This window comes from Halorussus marinus, assembly GCF_004765795.1.
Lineage (GTDB): Archaea > Halobacteriota > Halobacteria > Halobacteriales > Haladaptataceae > Halorussus > Halorussus marinus.
The window spans coordinates 130,295-146,243 of sequence record NZ_SBIV01000004.1; the positions used below are offsets into that span (position 1 = coordinate 130,295).

At 68.6% G+C, this 15,949-nt stretch carries 15 protein-coding genes; 8 read left to right on the forward strand and 7 right to left on the reverse strand.

Annotated features, from left to right (window positions below; genetic code table 11):
• Positions 1 to 196: 196 nt before the first annotated feature.
• Together EPY72_RS09795 and EPY72_RS09800 are read right to left on the reverse strand one after the other, a co-directional pair.
• Positions 197 to 2,461 (reverse strand): CDC48 family AAA ATPase, encoded by a 2,265-nt coding sequence (locus tag EPY72_RS09795; protein ID WP_134670015.1) that lies wholly within the window; start codon positions 2,459 to 2,461, stop codon positions 197 to 199.
• Entirely contained in the window at positions 2,458 to 2,703 is a 246-nt protein-coding gene (locus EPY72_RS09800; protein WP_134670017.1) for a DUF7127 family protein, read from the reverse strand. Before EPY72_RS09800 ends, EPY72_RS09795 begins: the two co-directional genes overlap by 4 nt.
• Before the next feature lie 153 nt (positions 2,704 to 2,856).
• Here EPY72_RS09800 and EPY72_RS09805 point away from each other — a divergent pair, with 153 nt between their 5' ends.
• The 3 genes from EPY72_RS09805 (at position 2,857) to EPY72_RS09815 (ending at position 5,609) form a co-directional block, all read left to right on the forward strand.
• A complete protein-coding gene (locus EPY72_RS09805; protein ID WP_134670019.1) occupies positions 2,857 to 3,636 on the forward strand; it encodes an alpha/beta fold hydrolase in 780 nt (259 codons plus the stop codon).
• A 72-nt stretch (positions 3,637 to 3,708) separates the two neighbouring features.
• On the forward strand, positions 3,709 to 5,010 hold the full coding sequence (locus tag EPY72_RS09810; RefSeq protein ID WP_134670021.1) for a TraB/GumN family protein: 1,302 nt from the start codon (positions 3,709 to 3,711) through the stop codon (positions 5,008 to 5,010).
• Positions 5,007 to 5,609, forward strand: a complete 603-nt coding sequence (locus EPY72_RS09815; protein ID WP_135806301.1) for a zinc metalloprotease — start codon at positions 5,007 to 5,009, stop codon at positions 5,607 to 5,609. The genes EPY72_RS09810 and EPY72_RS09815 overlap by 4 nt, the downstream gene beginning before the upstream one ends.
• 6 nt (positions 5,610 to 5,615) lie before the next feature.
• Here the strand turns inward: EPY72_RS09815 and EPY72_RS09820 are convergent, their stop codons facing one another.
• Complete coding sequence (locus tag EPY72_RS09820) at positions 5,616 to 5,855, reverse strand: PRC-barrel domain containing protein (protein ID WP_134670025.1); 240 nt, start codon at positions 5,853 to 5,855, stop codon at positions 5,616 to 5,618.
• Positions 5,856 to 5,966: 111 nt separating this feature from the next.
• On the opposite strand from EPY72_RS09820, the gene purM reads away from it, so the two are divergent.
• The 5 genes from purM (at position 5,967) to EPY72_RS09845 (ending at position 9,935) form a co-directional block, all read left to right on the forward strand.
• Positions 5,967 to 6,938 (forward strand): phosphoribosylformylglycinamidine cyclo-ligase, encoded by a 972-nt coding sequence (gene purM / locus EPY72_RS09825; protein WP_135806302.1) that lies wholly within the window; start codon positions 5,967 to 5,969, stop codon positions 6,936 to 6,938.
• A gap of 86 nt (positions 6,939 to 7,024) precedes the next feature.
• Positions 7,025 to 7,669: a TVP38/TMEM64 family protein gene (locus tag EPY72_RS09830; protein ID WP_135806303.1), complete on the forward strand. Its 645-nt coding sequence runs from the start codon at positions 7,025 to 7,027 to the stop codon at positions 7,667 to 7,669.
• A gap of 169 nt (positions 7,670 to 7,838) precedes the next feature.
• Entirely contained in the window at positions 7,839 to 9,335 is a 1,497-nt protein-coding gene (locus EPY72_RS09835) for a molybdopterin-dependent oxidoreductase (RefSeq protein ID WP_135806304.1), read from the forward strand.
• A gap of 40 nt (positions 9,336 to 9,375) precedes the next feature.
• Positions 9,376 to 9,651 carry an ArsR/SmtB family transcription factor gene (locus tag EPY72_RS09840; protein WP_134670033.1) on the forward strand — a complete coding sequence of 92 codons (276 nt, stop codon included), beginning with the start codon at positions 9,376 to 9,378 and terminating at the stop codon, positions 9,649 to 9,651.
• Positions 9,648 to 9,935 (forward strand): DUF8036 family membrane protein, encoded by a 288-nt coding sequence (locus EPY72_RS09845; protein ID WP_134670035.1) that lies wholly within the window; start codon positions 9,648 to 9,650, stop codon positions 9,933 to 9,935. Before EPY72_RS09840 ends, EPY72_RS09845 begins: the two co-directional genes overlap by 4 nt.
• A 62-nt stretch (positions 9,936 to 9,997) precedes the next feature.
• Here EPY72_RS09845 and EPY72_RS09850 read toward each other — a convergent pair whose 3' ends face one another.
• The 4 genes from EPY72_RS09850 to EPY72_RS09865 form a co-directional block, all read right to left on the reverse strand.
• Complete coding sequence (locus EPY72_RS09850; RefSeq protein WP_134670037.1) at positions 9,998 to 10,732, reverse strand: hypothetical protein; 735 nt, start codon at positions 10,730 to 10,732, stop codon at positions 9,998 to 10,000.
• A 69-nt stretch (positions 10,733 to 10,801) separates the two neighbouring features.
• On the reverse strand, positions 10,802 to 10,891 hold the full coding sequence (locus tag EPY72_RS20130; RefSeq protein ID WP_303646390.1) for an HVO_2523 family zinc finger protein: 90 nt from the start codon (positions 10,889 to 10,891) through the stop codon (positions 10,802 to 10,804).
• A gap of 143 nt (positions 10,892 to 11,034) precedes the next feature.
• Positions 11,035 to 12,291 (reverse strand): aryl-sulfate sulfotransferase, encoded by a 1,257-nt coding sequence (locus tag EPY72_RS09860; protein WP_135806431.1) that lies wholly within the window; start codon positions 12,289 to 12,291, stop codon positions 11,035 to 11,037.
• Positions 12,292 to 12,430: 139 nt separating this feature from the next.
• The gene (locus EPY72_RS09865; RefSeq protein WP_135806306.1) at positions 12,431 to 15,568 is read right to left on the reverse strand and encodes an adenosylcobalamin-dependent ribonucleoside-diphosphate reductase; all 3,138 of its coding nucleotides are present in this window, start codon (positions 15,566 to 15,568) and stop codon (positions 12,431 to 12,433) included.
• Positions 15,569 to 15,949: the final 381 nt, after the last annotated feature.

A 15,949-nucleotide genomic window follows, 5' to 3' on the forward strand; every position in this document is an offset into this window, starting at 1 on the left:
ACTAGCTACTGGTAGCGCTCGGCGATGCTTCCTGCCGTCGTACACCGTAATCCGCCGCGAGCGAACGGAGTGAGCGCGGACCAAGGAGCCCTCGAAGTCACGCGCCGGAGGCGCGTGACTGAGGGGGTGACAACGTGTTTTTCATGAAAGTTTTCCAAGGGAGGGCGCGTTTATGCGCCCGACCGCTGGAAACGTTTCATTGGAACGTCCGACCCAGCTGGTCCTGTTCGGTCTCGGGCTCGGCGGTGTCGAACTGCTCTTCGATTTCCTCGTAGCGCTCTTTGGTCTCCTCGGTCACGCTCGGGGTGACCTCGGTGAGCGCCTGCTCGAAGTGTTCCTTGCTGACCCGGACGTTCCCGACGCTGTCGCCGATGTCCTCGGGATCGACGCTGTGGATGAACTCCCGGGACGCGGCCATCGAGGCCTCGCGGGCGACCGCCTCGATGTCGGCGCCGACGTAGCCCTCGGTCTCGGCCGCGAGCCGATCGAGGTCGACGTCGTCGGCCACCGGCTTCTCGCGGGTGTGGACCTCGAAGATCGCCTTCCGGGCGTCCTCGTCGGGCACCGGGACGTGGACGTGCCGATCGAGCCGACCCGGGCGCAACAGCGCCGAGTCGATCAGGTCCGGCCGGTTCGAGGTCGCGATCACGACCACGTCTTCGAGCTCTTCGAGGCCGTCGAGCTCCGTCAGGAGCTGGGAGACCACGCGTTCGCCGACCTGCGAGCCCCCGCCCTGTCCGGAGCCGCGCTCGGTGGCGATCGAGTCGATCTCGTCGAAGAACACCACGGTCGGGGCGTTCTCCCGGGCCTTGCTGAACACCTCGCGGACGCCCTTCTCGGACTCGCCGACCCACTTGCTGAGGAGTTCGGGGCCCTTGATCGAGATGAAGTTGCTGTCGGCCTCGTTGGCGACGGCCTTCGCCATCAGGGTCTTGCCCGTGCCCGGCGGGCCGTACATCAGCACGCCCTTGGCGGCCTGCATGTCGAGTTCTTCGAACACTTCGGGGTACTCGAGGGGCCACTGGATGGTCTCGCGGAGGCGCTCTTTGGTGTCTTCTAGACCGCCGACCTGATCCCACGAGACGTCGGGGACCTCGACGAACACCTCGCGGAGCGCGGAGGGCTCGATGCCCTTCAGCGCCTCCTTGAAGTCGCGCTCGGTGACCTGGAGCGAGTCGAGCACGTCGGCGGAGATCTCGTCGGATTCGAGGTCGATCTCCGGCCGGATCCGCCGGAGCGCGTTCATCGCCGACTCCTTGGCGAGGTTCTCGAGGTCGGCGCCGACGAAGCCGTGGGTGTTGTCGGCGTACTCCTCGAGGTCGATGCCCTCCGCGAGGGGCATCCCGCGGGTGTGGACCTGCATGATCTCGAGGCGGCCGTCCCGGTCCGGGACGCCGATCTCGATCTCGCGGTCGAACCGACCCGGGCGCCGCAGGGCGGGGTCGACCGCGTCGATCCGGTTGGTCGCCGCGATCACGGTGACGTCGCCGCGGGATTCGAGCCCGTCCATCAGCGACAGGAGCTGGGCGACCACGCGGCGCTCGACGTCGCCGCCGGCGTCCTCGCGCTTGGGCGCGATGGAGTCGAGCTCGTCGATGAACACGATCGCCGGGGCGTTCTCCTCGGCGTCCTCGAACACCTCGCGGAGCTTCTCCTCGGACTCCCCGTAGTACTTGCTCATGATCTCGGGGCCCGAGATGGTCTGGAAGTGGGCGTCGATCTCGTTGGCGACCGCCTTCGCCATCAGGGTCTTGCCCGTGCCCGGCGGGCCGTGGAGCACCACGCCCTTCGGGGGCTCGATGCCGAGCCGCTGGAACAGCTCGGGATGGCGCATCGGGAGCTCGATCATCTCCCGGACCTGTTCGAGTTCGCCCTCGAGGCCGCCGATGTCCTCGTAGGTCACGCTCGGGGTGCCCTCCCCGCCGGCGCCCCCGGCCGCCCCGACCTCCTCGGCGGGACGTTCGCTGACGTTGATCTCCGTCGAGTCGGTCACGACGACCGTCCCCTCTGGGTCGGTGTTCGCGACCTTCAGGGGAATCGACTGGCCCGATCCCATCCCCATCAGCCCGAAGCCGAACGGGACGTTCTGGCCCTGCGTGATGGCCTGTCCGCTCAGCTTGTCGCGGATGTGGGGCGCGATGTTCCCGCGGATCTGGAGGTTCTGCGGGAGCGCGATGGTGACCGAGTTGGCCGGCTTCACGTCGGCGGGTTCGATCGTGACCTTGTCGTCGATACCGACGCCAGCCTCTTGGCGGAGCTGGCCGTCGATCCGGACGACGCCGCGACCCTCGTCTTCGGGGTAGCCGGGCCAGACCCGGGCGACCGCCCGGCCCTGCCCGCGGCCCTCGATGACCACGTAGTCGCCGTTCTCGACGCCGAGCTCCTGCATCGAGCGCCGATCGACGGCCGCGAGCCCGCGGCCGGCGTCTTTCTGCTTCAGCGGCTTTACTGTGAGCTTCATTGTTCCACCTCGATACTGAGGACGCCGTTGGTGATAAACACTTCCGCCCCGCTGTCGGGGAGGTCGAATTCGAACTGCCCGGACGCCTCGTCGTCGTCCACGACGACGATGGCCACGTCGTCGAGCACGTCGACTGCGGCGTCTCCGTCGACGCCGAGGTCGACCGCCAGCACCGCCTCGTCGCCGTACTGGTAGTGGCGGGCGAACACGTCCTCCCGTTCCGAGATACGTTTCAGTGACATCTTGATTCCTAACTCAAGGTTAGTGCCACTAATATATAAATGTTTCTCCGACGAATCGCAGTAAGGCGCCGGTCCGTCCGAACAATCCTCGAATTGCGGTTCCGGCGCGACTCCGACCGGAGGTTTTTGTCCTCCGCACGCGAACGCAAACGCATGCAACACGTCACCCACCACGGGCGGACGACCGGCTACCGGGTCGCGGACCGCGGCGGCGACGGCTCGCCGCTCCTCTTGGTCCACGGCTCGGGCGGGACCCACGAGGTCTGGAAGGGCCAACTCGCCCGGCTCTCGGGCGAGCGCCCGATCGCCGCCCTCGACCTCGGGGGCCACGGCGAGTCCGAGGACTTCGACGCCGACGCCGGGTGGGAGACGCTCTCGGCCTACGTCGACGACGTGGCCGCGGTCGCCGACGCGGTCGGCCCGGCGGCGCTGGTCGGCAACTCGCTTGGCGGTGCGGTGGCGCTCCAGTACGCGATCGGGCGCGACCACGACCTCGCCGCGTTAGCGCTCGCGGGCACCGGCGCGAAGCTCCCGGTCCTCTCGGACCTGCTCGAGTGGCTCGACTCGGACTTCGAGCGCGCGGTCGAGTTCCTCCACGGCGAGGACCGACTGTTCCACGACGCCGACTCGGAGTACGTCGATCTCTCGACGGCGGCGATGCACGGGGTCGGTCGTCGGGTCACCGCCCGGGACTTCCTGACCTGCCACGAGTTCGACGTCCGGGACCGACTCGGCGACATCGCGGTGCCGGCGCTCGCGGTCGTCGGCGAGCACGACAAGCTGACCCCGCCGGAGTACCACGAGCGACTCGCGGCCGAGATCCCCGACGGCCGGTACCGCGAGATCGACGACGCCGCTCACCTCGCCATGCTGGAACGACCCGCGGCGTTCAACGACGCGCTCCGCGAGTTTCTGGCCGACGAGGACGTCTGACCGCGGCCGGCCCCGCGTCGTCGCGTTCCCGTCACCGACAACGGTAAAAACGGACGGCGTGTAACGCGAACGATGACCGACACAGCCGAGTTGGGCGACGGCGGCGGCGAGGGCTCGGTCCGCGTGGTCGGGACCGCCCACGTCTCCGCCGACAGCGTCGCGGAGGTCCGGGAGGTCGTCGAGACCGACCGCCCCGACGTGGTCGCGGTCGAACTCGACGAGGGCCGCTACCGCCAGATGCAGGGGGAAGTCGCCGACGACATCGAACCCTCCGACCTGCTCGGCGGCAACACCGTCTTCCAGTTCATCGCCTACTGGATGCTGTCGTACGTCCAGACTCGGATGGGCGACCAGTTCGACATCGAGCCCGGCGCGGACATGGAGGCGGCGATCGAGGCCGCCGAGCGCGTCGGAAGCGAAGTGGCGCTGGTCGACCGTGACATCCAGACCACCATCCAGCGGTTCTGGGCCCGGCTGTCGTTCACCGAGAAGCTCCGGATGGTGTGGGAGCTGTGTCTCGCGATGATCGGGTTCGGCGGGGGCGAGGAGGCCGAGGAGTTCGACGTCGAGGAGCTCACCGACGGCGACGTGGTGACCGCGATGATGGAGGAGTTCCGCCAGTTCTCGCCGGGCGGCGCCGAGGCGCTCATCGACGAACGCGACGCCTTCATCGCCCACCGTCTCGTGGCGCTCCGGGAGGCGGGCCACGAGGTGGTCGCGGTGGTCGGGGCGGGCCACCAGCAAGGCATCGAGAACTACCTCCTGAACCCCGAGACGCTCCCGCCGATGGACGACCTCGTCGGGACCGCCTCCGGTCGGCGGTTCTCGCTGTTCAAGGCGTTTGGCTACCTCGTGGCGATCGGATTCGTCTCGTTTTTCGTCCTGCTTTTCATGGCCGGCGTCCGACAGGGGTTCCTCCTCGAAGTGTTCGCGGCGTGGTTCCTGTTCAACGGCGTGATCTCGTTCAGTCTGGCGAAGGTCGCCGGCGCCCACTGGTCGAGCGCGGGCGTCGGCGGCGCGGTGGCGTGGCTGACCAGCATCAACCCCCTGCTCGCGCCGGGGTGGTTCGCCGGCTACGTCGAACTCAGACACCTCTCGGTCAACGTCGGGGACATCGCGACGCTCAACGAGCTCATGAGCGACGAGCAGACGCCGATCCGCGACCTGCTGGGCCAGATGCTCGACGTCCCGCTGTTCCGGCTGATCGCCATCGTGGCGATGACCAACGTCGGGAGCATGATCGCGACCGTCCTGTTCCCGCTGGTGGTGTTGCCGATGCTGAGCACGCAGGTCGGCGGGATGGCCGAAGTGACCCAGCTGATGGTCGAGGGCGCGCGAAACAGCGCCGACCTGATCGTCCGGACGTTCACATGAACATCCGATTCAGCGGCCGGGAAGTGCGCGACCTGCTCGTGGCGTGGGCCGCGTTAGGGCTGGCGTTCACGTTCTTCTTCGAGGGACCCGGCATCGTCCGAGCGCCCTCGGCGATGGCGGGCGCGCTCGTGTTGAGCCTCGTTACGGCGGGAGTTGGCTTTCTGCTCCACGAACTCGCCCACAAGGTCACCGCGATCCGATTCGGGCAGGTCGCGGAGTTCCGGGCCGACTACGGCATGCTGTTTCTCGCGGTCGCCGGCGGGCTCGCGGGCTTTCTGTTCGCCGCGCCCGGCGCGGTCTACCACCGCGGTCGGGCGACCCACCGGGAGAACGGCCTCATCGCGCTCGCCGGGCCGCTGACCAACGTGGCGCTCGGCCTGCTGTTCGTCCCGGTGCTGTTCGCCGGGCCTCTCGTCGGGGCGTTCGCCGTCGAACTCGGCCGGCTCGGGGTCGCGGTCAACTTCCTGCTGGCGGGGTTCAACATGATCCCGTTCGGCCCCCTCGACGGCAACACGGTCAAAGAGTGGAGCCTGTCTGGGTTCCTCGCGGCCGGCGTCCCCTGCTTCGGGCTCGCGCTCGCGGCGCTGTTCCTGTTCTGAGCCGGGTTACCCGGCCTGCAACACGATCTCCTCGGCGGTGCTCTCTTCGATCGCGGCCTCCTGAAACGTGTAGTCGGCGGCGTCCTCGTCGCCCCAGTCGAGGTACCGCTTCACGCGGTCGTAGTCGCCCGCGTCGGGATCGACGTGCGCGACTCCCTGATCGACCTTCCGTACGACCCCGAGCAGTTCGCCGTCCGGTCCGACCACGCGCTTGCCCTCGTCGTCCTGGGTCAGCGTCGGTTCCATGGCGGTACCGCGACGGCGAGCGCCAAGAGTACTGTGGGCCCAGACTGGGAGGACTCGACGGGGCGGTCCGCAAGCGGTGGAACTTTACTCGCGCGCCCCGGCCCCTCGACCATGAGCGACGACGAGCAACTCACCTACGCGGACGCCGGGGTGGACATCGAGGCCAGCGAGGCCGCGACCGCCGCGCTGGTCGGCGCGGTCGGCGACATCGACGAGAGCGAGTACGCCGGACTGCTCGACATCGGCGACCGGTATCTCGCCCTGGCGACCGACGGCGTCGGCACCAAACTCCTGGTGGCCGAGGCGCTCGGCGACTACTCCACCGTGGGGATCGACTGCATCGCGATGAACGTCAACGACCTCGTGGCGTCGGGGGTCGAACCGGTCGCGTTCGTCGACTACCTCGCGGTCGACGAGCCCGACGAGGGCTTCTCCGAGCAGGTCGGCGAGGGACTCTCGGCGGGGGCCGAGACGGCGGGAGTCGCGCTCGTCGGCGGCGAGACCGCGGTGATGCCCGAGGTGATCGAGGGCCTCGACCTCGCGGGAGCGTGCGCGGGGCTCGCGCCCAAAGACGCCGTCTTCCCCGGCGAGGCCGCGGTCGGCGACGCGATCGTCGGCTTTCCCTCCAGCGGCATCCACTCGAACGGGCTCACCCTCGCTCGGGAGGCCGCCACGCGCGAGCACGACTACGACGACCCGTTCCCGCTCGACCCCGACCGGACCGTCGGCGAGGTGTTGCTGGAGCCCACCCGGATCTACGCCTATCTGCTCGAACACCTCCGCGAGCGCGAGGTCCACGCCGCGGCCCACGTCACCGGCGGCGGCTGGACGAACCTCTCGCGGATGGGCGAGCGCCGCTACGAGATCGACGACCCGTTCGACGCCCAGCCGGTCTTCGAGTTCGTCGCGGACGCGGGCGGCGTCGACGACGAGGAGATGCACCGGACGTTCAACATGGGGACCGGCTTCGTCGTCGCGCTCCCCGAGGCCGACGCCGAGTCGCTGGCCGCCGAGACCGACGGCCGCGTGATCGGCGAGGTCCGGGAGGGCGACGTGGTCGCGATCCGCGGACTGGAGCTGTAGCCGGGCGGTCCCGCGGCCGGTCCGCCGGGCCGGCGACGCGTCCGACCCACAAAGAAGATATCGCGGGGCCACAAATCCCCGCCGAGATGACCGAGTTCGTCCGTCGGCAAGCCGTCGGGCTGGCGGTGCTCGCGGGCGTCGCGGCCGCCAGCCTCCTCGCCGGTCCGGACCGGCTGTTCGAGACCGCCCGGGCGGTCGCCGACCGGCCGGCGGCGTTCGGCGCGCTGTTGGCGGGGGCGTACCTCGTCCGGCCGCTTTTCGCGTGGCCGACCTCGCTGGTCGCGGTGCTGGCGGGCTACGGCTTCGGGCCCGTCGCGGGCTTTCCGATCGCGCTCGCGGGCACGACCGCAAGCGCCTGCCTCCCGTTTCTGGCGGCGCGCTACGTCGGCGCGGACTCGGGGCTGATCGCGCGACTCGGCGACTCGGCCGACCGGTTCTTCGCGGCCACCGGCGACCTCCGCGGGATGGTGATCTCCCGGCTCCTGCCCGCGCCGTCCGATCCGGTCTCGGCGACCGCCGGGCTGTCGGGCGTCTCCCCGTCGGCGTTCGTCGCCGGGACCGCGGTCGGCGAGATCCCGTGGACCGCCGCCGCGGTGCTGGCAGGGGGGTCGCTCGAACGGCTCGTCGCGTCGGGAGCGAGCGCCGTCGGCTGGGAACTCGTCGCGGCGGCCGGGGCCGTCGGGGTCGCGCTGCTGGCGGGGCCGGCCTACCGCGCGGTCGCCGCGCCGTAGAGTCGGGCCGAATTTGGAACGGAGTCGGTACCGAGCCGGTCGGAGTCCGAAAAACGCCTATTTGGGCGGCGCCCGTCTCTCGTCTCATGTTCGTGAACGCACACACTCGCGGGACCGACCGCGGGGGACCGATCGCTCGCGGTCGCGGCCGACGGCGGAGGCGGGGACGGTGACCGACTCCGAAACGACCCGCGGTCGGCTCCGGGCCTTCGCGGTCGCGCTGGCCGGCGGGGTCGCGGCGGTCGGCGGCTCGTACGCCGCGGCGGGGCTCACGCCCGCGTTCGCGGCCGCGCCGGTCAGCGCCGTCGTCGTCGCCAACACCCCCGACGCGGTCGTGACGTGGTCGATCCAGACGCTCGGCGATCTGGGTCATCAGCTCGGGTTCGCGCTGGCGCTGGCCCTCACCGTCGGGCTGTTCGGGGCGGCGGTCGGCGCCGCCGGCGCGCTCGCCGACCGGTTCGGTCTGCCCGGGTGGCCGTTCGCGGGGCTGGCGGCCGTCGCGGTCGCGTTCGGGCTGTCGGGCGCGCTGGGTCCCGGACTCGCGGCCGGCGCGGGCGCCGCCGCCGTCGTCGCGGCCGCCGAGTTCGGCGTGAGGACCGCCCCCGATCGCTCGGCGGTCCGACGGCGAGTCCTCCGGGCCGCGGCGGCCTCGGCCGCGATCGGCGGCGTCGGGGTCGTCCTCGGGTCTCGGCGGGGCGGCGACTCGACGGGGGGGTCGCCCGCCGCCGACGTCAGCGCCGACGTGCGCGAACTGCTGACCGAGGCCGACGGGAAATCCCTCGACGTCTCCGGCATCGAGCCGCTGGTCAGTCGCGACTTCTATCAGGTCGACATCAACAGCGTCGATCCCGACCTGAACGCCGAGAGCTGGTCGCTCCGGGTCACGGGCGCGGTCGACGAGCCGCGGGACTTCGACTACGAGACGCTCACCGGAATGGACGCCGAGGACCGCTTTGTCACTCTCCGGTGTGTCGGCGAGTCGCTCAACGGCCAGAAGATGGACACCGCGGTCTGGACCGGCGTGGCGGTGACCGACCTGCTCGGCGACCTGCCCGGGGAGTGTTGCGTGATGGCGCGTGCGGCCGACGACTTCTTCGAGGAGTTCCCGCTGGCGGCGCTCGAAGACGCCCTGCTGGCCTACGAGATGAACGGCGAGGCGCTCCCGCGGGGCCACGGCTATCCCGTTCGACTGCTGGTGCCGGGCCACTGGGGCGAGATCAACGTCAAGTGGCTCACCGAACTCGAAGTGCTCGAGGAACCCCAAGACGGCTACTGGGAGAAGCGCGGGTGGCACGGCACCGGCCCGGTCGAGACCGTCGCGAAGCTCCACGCGGTCAATCACCTCGATGACGGTCGCGTTCAGGTCGGCGGGCACGCCTACGCGGGCACACGCGGTATCGAGCAGGTCGAAGTCTCGACCGACGGCGGCGAGACGTGGACGACGGCGCGACTCTCGGACCCGCTCGCCGAGACGGACGCCGGCGAGGGCGAGTCGTGGTCCGGCCCCGACGTCTGGCGCCAGTGGGAACACACCTACGACCCCGACGGACCCCACGAGGTGGTCGTCCGTGCCACCGACGCCACCGGGACCCTCCAGCCCCGCGAGGAGAGCGAGGCGTTCCCCAGCGGGCCGACCGGATGGGTGTCCCGGCGTGTCGAGCCATAAATATATCCGCGCGCGAGGGCCATACGCGAGTGACTGGCAGATGGACAAGGCGCTCTGGTATCTGCTCACGGCCACCCGCGGCGGAGAGAACCGCGTGCGGATCATCCAGGCGCTCTCGGAGCGCCCGCGCAACGCCAACCAGCTCGCGGACGCTCTCGACGTCCGATACAAGACCGTCCGCCACCACCTCGACATGCTGGCCGACCACGGGGTGGTCGAACCCGGCGACAACGACTACGGGAAGCTCTACTTCCTCACCGACGAGTTCGAGCGACACCGGGAGGCATTCGAGGACATACTGGACCAAATCGAATGACAATGATACAAGCAGCTAGCGCGCTCGCGGTCGTGAACATCCTCCTGCTCGGTCTGCTGACCGGCGTCTGGATCCGCAACTACCGCACGTTCGGCACCTCGCTGATCGCCGGGCTCGTCGCGTTCGGCGCGGTAATGCTCGCCGAGAACGTGGTCGCCCTCTACTTCTTTTTCAGCATGAAGATGCTCTACTCGGGCGACCCGACCGTCCAGCGGGCGGTGTTGGTGCTTCGCGGGATGCAGGTGATCGCGCTCGGGTTCCTGACGTGGGTGACCGTGAAGTAGCGTAGTCGCGGCCGGCCGAGGTTCGGGTGCGGACGGGAGTGCCACCCGCCGGGCGGGTCGGGCTACTCAAGCGGTTTGGGTTCGTCGTCCTCGAAGTACGGCACGTTCAACTCTTCGCCGTAGTAGTACAGTTGAAACCCGAGACCGACGACGAGCGCGACGCCGAACCACACCGGCGAGATCCCGCCCAGCCCCGCCTCGAGCGTGATGTCGCCAGACAGGGTCTGGCGCCAGAGGGGGACGACCGCGGCGATCAGTCCGGCGCCGAGCGCGGTCGCGGCGCCGGTGACGATGAGTTCGTAGAACTTGAGCGCGAGGATAGCACCGAGTAGCCCCGCCACGATCGCGGCCACGACGTAGTTTTGCATCTGCTGGGTCTGTAACTCGGGACGGGTCGCCAGCTCGGCGGCGGCCGCGGTCGGCCGCGCGCGCAGACTGTTCGCGAGCGTGCCGGCGAACTGCCCGCCCGTCAGGAAGACGAACGCCGACCCGCCCGTCGAGACGAATCCCGCGATCACGACCGTGAACCGGGTGAAGAACGGAAGCAAGACTCGTCCGGCCACGGCACCGACGACGACCACGAGCAGGAGTTCGACGGCCTGGGACTCCAAGGCCATCGTCGCCGTCGTCCGGGACGACTGGAACCACCACGCGAACGCTCCGACGAGTCCACCCGCGATCCATCCGAGCCACGCGAGGAGTTCCTCGGCGAGGGCGTATCCGAAGAGGCAGAACGCGATTCCGATGACTGATACGAGGCCCAGGATTGCGAGCGCTGGTGGGTCGGCTGAGAGCATCTATTTTGGCACATACCAAAATCAATATATAAATCTTTCTGAGGTGCTGAGCGATCGCTCCGCACTCGCTCAGTAGAACGTGTCGGCGCAGTCCATGATCACGCCGTGGTTCGGACAGACGTACTTGCAGTGGCGGTGGTACATCGGTTCCTCGCAGATCGGACACGGGCGCCCGCCCGCCTCGGCGGTCGACTCGCTCGCCGCCCGTCGGTCGGCGGCCGTCCGGTCGGCCGACGCGCCGTCGCCCGCCGCGCTGGCCTCGCCCTCGTCGCTCATGGTATCACCTCGGTCGCGCGGGGTATTCACCCTTTTCCACCGAGGCGGGCGCGCGCGATCAGATAACCGCCCCACGTCCAGCAGACGGCCCCGACCGCCGCGGCGAGGACGTGGACCGCCGAGACCCAGTGGGGGAGCGCCACCACGTCCCGGGCGCCCGCGAGCACGAGCCACAGGATCGGGACCTTGCGGTCGAAGAACCCGCGGTCGCTGGTCGCGTCGGCGTCGTACGGTTCGAGGCCCTCGGTGTCGGCGGGCTGTTCGCCGTGGGGGAGCTTGTCGGCCTCGTAGGGCAACGACGGCACGTCGTAGCTCGCGACCAGACTCCCGTCGGCCGTCAGCTCGACCACCCGGTTGTTCCGGGTGTCGGTCACCAGGGTGTTGCCGTTCGGGAGCCGGTCGGCGTCCCGGGGCCAGTCGAACGGGATCCCCCCGACCCCGGAGACCGACCACGCCACCTCCCACTCGCCGGTCGACTCCTCGCGGTGGAGTTCGACGACGCGGTGGTTCTCCGAGTCGGCGACCACGATCGCGCCCTCGCCGATCCAGTGGGGGTTGTGCTGTCGGTTCAGCAGGTCCTCGTCACCGTCCTCGTTGATCACCTCGACGACGCCCTCGCCGCGCTCGACGACCAGAAGCTGGTTCTCGTTGCGGATCGAGACCAGAAACCGATCGTCGCCGACGTAGTCGACGTCGTTGAGGTGGAGCCAGTCCTCGCTTCGTGGGTCCGGAGGCGCCTCGTAGTGGTCGCTCGCGTTCCACGTCCACTCGCGGTCGCCCGACTCGGGATCGTAGACGAAGATGCTCTCCCACTCCATGTCGGCGACGAGGACGTTCCCCGACGGGAGCATCTCAGCGTCGTGGACCTCGCTGTTCCTGCGGGTCTTGACCGGGTAGCTCCGCTCGGAGACCACCGCGGGCTCGGGGACGGGATCGATGATCCTGACCCCGGTGCGCTTGCACGGCGGGTCGTAGGGCCCGCAGTCGTCGTACCCGCCGGCCGCGAACGTCGCGAGCACCGTGCCGTCGTCGAGCGACTGCACGTTCTGGTAGCTGATGATCCCGCCGAGGCTCCACTCGACGGTCCCGCGGCCGTCGAGGGCGGTCACGTTGCCGTTCGGGCCGGGGCCCTGGACGCCGACGAGCAGCGTCGTGTTATCCGGGTCTCCCGCGTCCGAGAGGCGGTCGGTGTCGGGCGCGAGCGCCCAGCTCACGCCGAACGTCGCGACGACTACCACGGTCCCCGCGGCGAGAACGAGCAGGCCCCGCCGGGACGCGGTCATCTTCGACACGAAAGCGCCTCCCGGCCCGAGTCGTGTGCGTCCATCGGCGTGGTCGTACACGACCGACGACCGTAACGTCTCTGGTCAGTCGGCCGAGAAACGGGCGCTAGAAACGGAGTAAGGCCTCGCTACCGCGGTCTCAGCACTCGCTCCAGCCACAGGACTCGCAGGTCTTGCACCCCTCGGAGTAGTACAGCGACAGCGAACCGCAGTCGGGACACTCGGGGCTCTCGCCCGAGTCGATGATGGCCTGCTGGTCGGCCTCCTTTTCGGTGGCCGCCCCGTTCGCGTCGGCGGTCGGGGCGGTCGTCCGGGCGCCGCCGTCGGTCTCGGGGGCGGTCTCGCTTTCCTGGACCTCGTCTTCGACCTCGCTCAGGTTCTTCTGCTGGGGGTAGGCCTTCTCGACCTCGCCGTCGAGGTACCGGCGCAGCGCGGTGCCGATGGCGTCGGGGATGGAGTTGATCTGCTCGCCCTTGTCCCAGGCGACCTTCGGGCTCCGGATGCCCTGCAGTTCGTCGGCGATCTCCTGGGGGTCGACGCCCGACCGGAGCGCGGTCGAGATGGTCTTGGCGAGCGACTCGGTGAACGACGCGGTGAAGCCGCCGGAGTTGCCGATGTTGGCGAACAGCTCGAACGGCCGGCCGTCGTCGTCCTCGTTGATGTTGACGTAGAGCTTGCCGTAGCCGGTGTCGATGCGCTGGGTGATGCCGTGGAGCACGTCGGGGCGCGGGCGCTTCTCGGCGTAGGGCTCGGCCGCTTCGCCGTCGGCGGCGCCGAGGATGGACTCGACCTGCTGGTCGAGATGTGCCTGGACCTCGTCGCTCTCGACGAAGCCCTCGATACCGCCGAAGACCTCCCGGATCTGCTCGACGAGCGCCTCGGCGGCCTCGCTCTCGTCGGCGAACTCCTTGTTCTCGGCGCGGGTGGTCAGCACCTGCTTCGAGCGCGTGCCGTCGCGATAGACGGTCACGCCCTTGCCACCGTTCTCGTAGATGTACTCGTACACTTCCCGCATGTCCTCTTTCGTAGCGTCGTTGGGGAAGTTACAGGTCTTCGAGATGGCCGAGTCGACGCCCTCCTGGCAGGCACACTGGACCGCGGCGTGGTCCTTGCCCGCGAGGTCGCTGGTGACGACGAACAGCTCGCCGATGGCGTCCGGAACGGTGTCGAGCCCCTCGACGCCGTCGAACTCGTTTGCCGCCATCTGGTCTTGGGCCTCGCGCTTGACCGCTTCGACGTCGATGTCGTTGTCCTCCAGCGTCCGGAGGAAGTAGTCGTCGAACTCCACGAGCATCTCGTCGCCCTGCACGTCGTCGGAGACGTTCTTGTAGTAGGCGACGTTGTAGATGGGCTCACAGCCGCCCGTGGTGTTGCCGACCATCGAGGTGGTGCCGGTCGGCGCGATGGTCGTGGTGTTGTGGTTGCGCATCGGGAAGCCCTCGGCCCACTCGTCGGCGTCGAGGCCGGTCTGCTTCTCGAACCACTCGCGGTACTCGGTCGGGTTCGCGTACTTGCTGTCGGCCCAGTCGTTGAACGGGCCCCGCTCTTGGGCGAGCTCGTGGGAAGTCCACTTGCTCTCGTTGTTGATGTACCGCATCAGCTGGCGGGCGATCTCGTTGCCCGCCTCGGAGCCGTACTCGACGCCGAGCTGGATGTACAGCTGGGCCAGCCCCATCACGCCGAGTCCGATCTTGCGCATGTCCCGGACCTTCTGTTCGATCTTCTCGACCGGGAAGTCCGACATCGTGACGACGTTCTCAAGGAACCGGGTGCCGTACTCGATCCGGTGGTCGAAGTCCTCCCACGCCATCGACTCGGCGAGGAAGGCGTCGACCGCCTGCTCGAAGCCGTCGTACTCGTCGCCGTGCTCGTCGTACCAGACCCGCCAGTCGGGCGCCTCCTGATCGGCCAGCGTCGAGAGGTTGATGTGACCGAGGTTACACGCCTCGTACTCCTCTAGGGGCTGTTCGCCGCAGGGGTTGGTCGCGAGGATGCGGTGGTCGGGGTGTTCCTCGACGTCGAACGAGTGTTCTTTGTTGACCCGTTCGAGGTAGATGACGCCGGGCTCGCCGTTCTCGTGGGCGCCGTCGATCATCCGGTTCCAGATGAGCTCGGCGGGGACCGACAGCTCCTCGCCGACCTCGACGTGCTCGCCGAGGTCGAACATCTCGTAGAGCTCCTTGGTGTGTTCGGTCGCGACGTGGGGTTCGCCGGTCCGAGGGTTGGTGAACGTGAACTCCTCGTCGTTTTTCACCGCCTCCATGAAGTCGTCGGTCACGCCGACCGAGATGTTGAAGTTCGAGAGGTGGCCCTCGGCGGCGTTCCGGAGGTGCTTGGGGACCCGGCCGTCCTCGTCGATGAGCTCGCGGGCCTCCTCCAGAGCGTCGACGAAGGAGTTGTGGGTGTAGTCGTCGGGGTCGTTGAGCCGGAGGGTCCGGGCGAGGCTCACGTCCTTGTTCTTGGCGTGGATGAACTGGATGACGTCGGGGTGAGAGACCCGCATGACGCCCATCTGGGCGCCCCGACGGGCGCCGCCCTGCGCGATGGTCTCGCACATCTGGTCGTACGTGCGCATGAACGTGATGGGGCCCGAGGCGATACCGCCCGTGCTCCCGACCGCGTCGCCGTATGGTCGGAGCCGCCAGAACGCGTAGCCCATGCCGCCACCCGACTGGAAGACCTGCGCGGCCTCCTTTGCGGTCTGGTGGATGTCGTCGATGTCGTCGTCGGGCGAGTCGACGAAGCAGGCCGACAGCTGTTGGAGCTCGTCGCCCGCGTTCATCAGCGTCGGCGAGTTCGGCATGAACGAGAGGTTCGCCATCAGGTCCTCGAACTCCTCGCGGACGTCCACGACGTGGGTCCGGATCTCCTCGGGGAGCTCGGGGACGACGGTGTCGTACGCGAACTTGTTGACGTTGTACACCGACAGCTCGGTCTCGGCGTCGTCCTCGACGGTCGTACCTTTCCCGAACACCTCGGCGGCGAGCTCGTCCCGACGGGGGTGGTCGGGCTTGAGCTGGTCGGGCGTGACGGTGACCGTCTCCTCGCGCTTGTCGGCCTCGTAGACGGCCTCCGCCAGCGCGATGTTCTTCGCGACTCGGGGAAACAGATCCTCTTGTTCCTCGATGAGGTCGCCGTCCGCGTTCTTCCGGAGGTACCGGGCCGGAAGGATGTTGTGGTAGGCGTTGTCGGTCAGTCGCTGTTCGATCGTCTCGCCATCGGTCCGTTTGATGGGTAGCGTGAGTTCGTCGGCCGAGAGTTCGCCCGCGCCGCTCATGCGTGGGCCACCTCGGGTGTCTGTCCGGCGATTCCGGTCTCTGCGAAACGTGTCTTGCGATTCATTCGTGACGGAGATTCCATTCTAAGTCCTCCCAAATAACGCTTTGCTTTCCTGCTTTCGTTACTCCAACTGTACTTGTACTGCGATGCCTCTGGCGGAAATTGTAGCCGATCGCGAGTGGTCCGTGCGCCGACACGCGGGCCGGAACTCGCGGCGTCTTCGCGTCTACCTCACCTTGGGGGCGGGGCATAATAAGAGTATGTAGACCGGAGCGAAAGTGGTCAGAATCCGGACCGGATCGGCGTCGCTCGGCGTCGTACGCCCGCAGTCGCTGGGTTTTTCGACCTGTCGGGATACTCGGCCGGCCGACACGTTTAC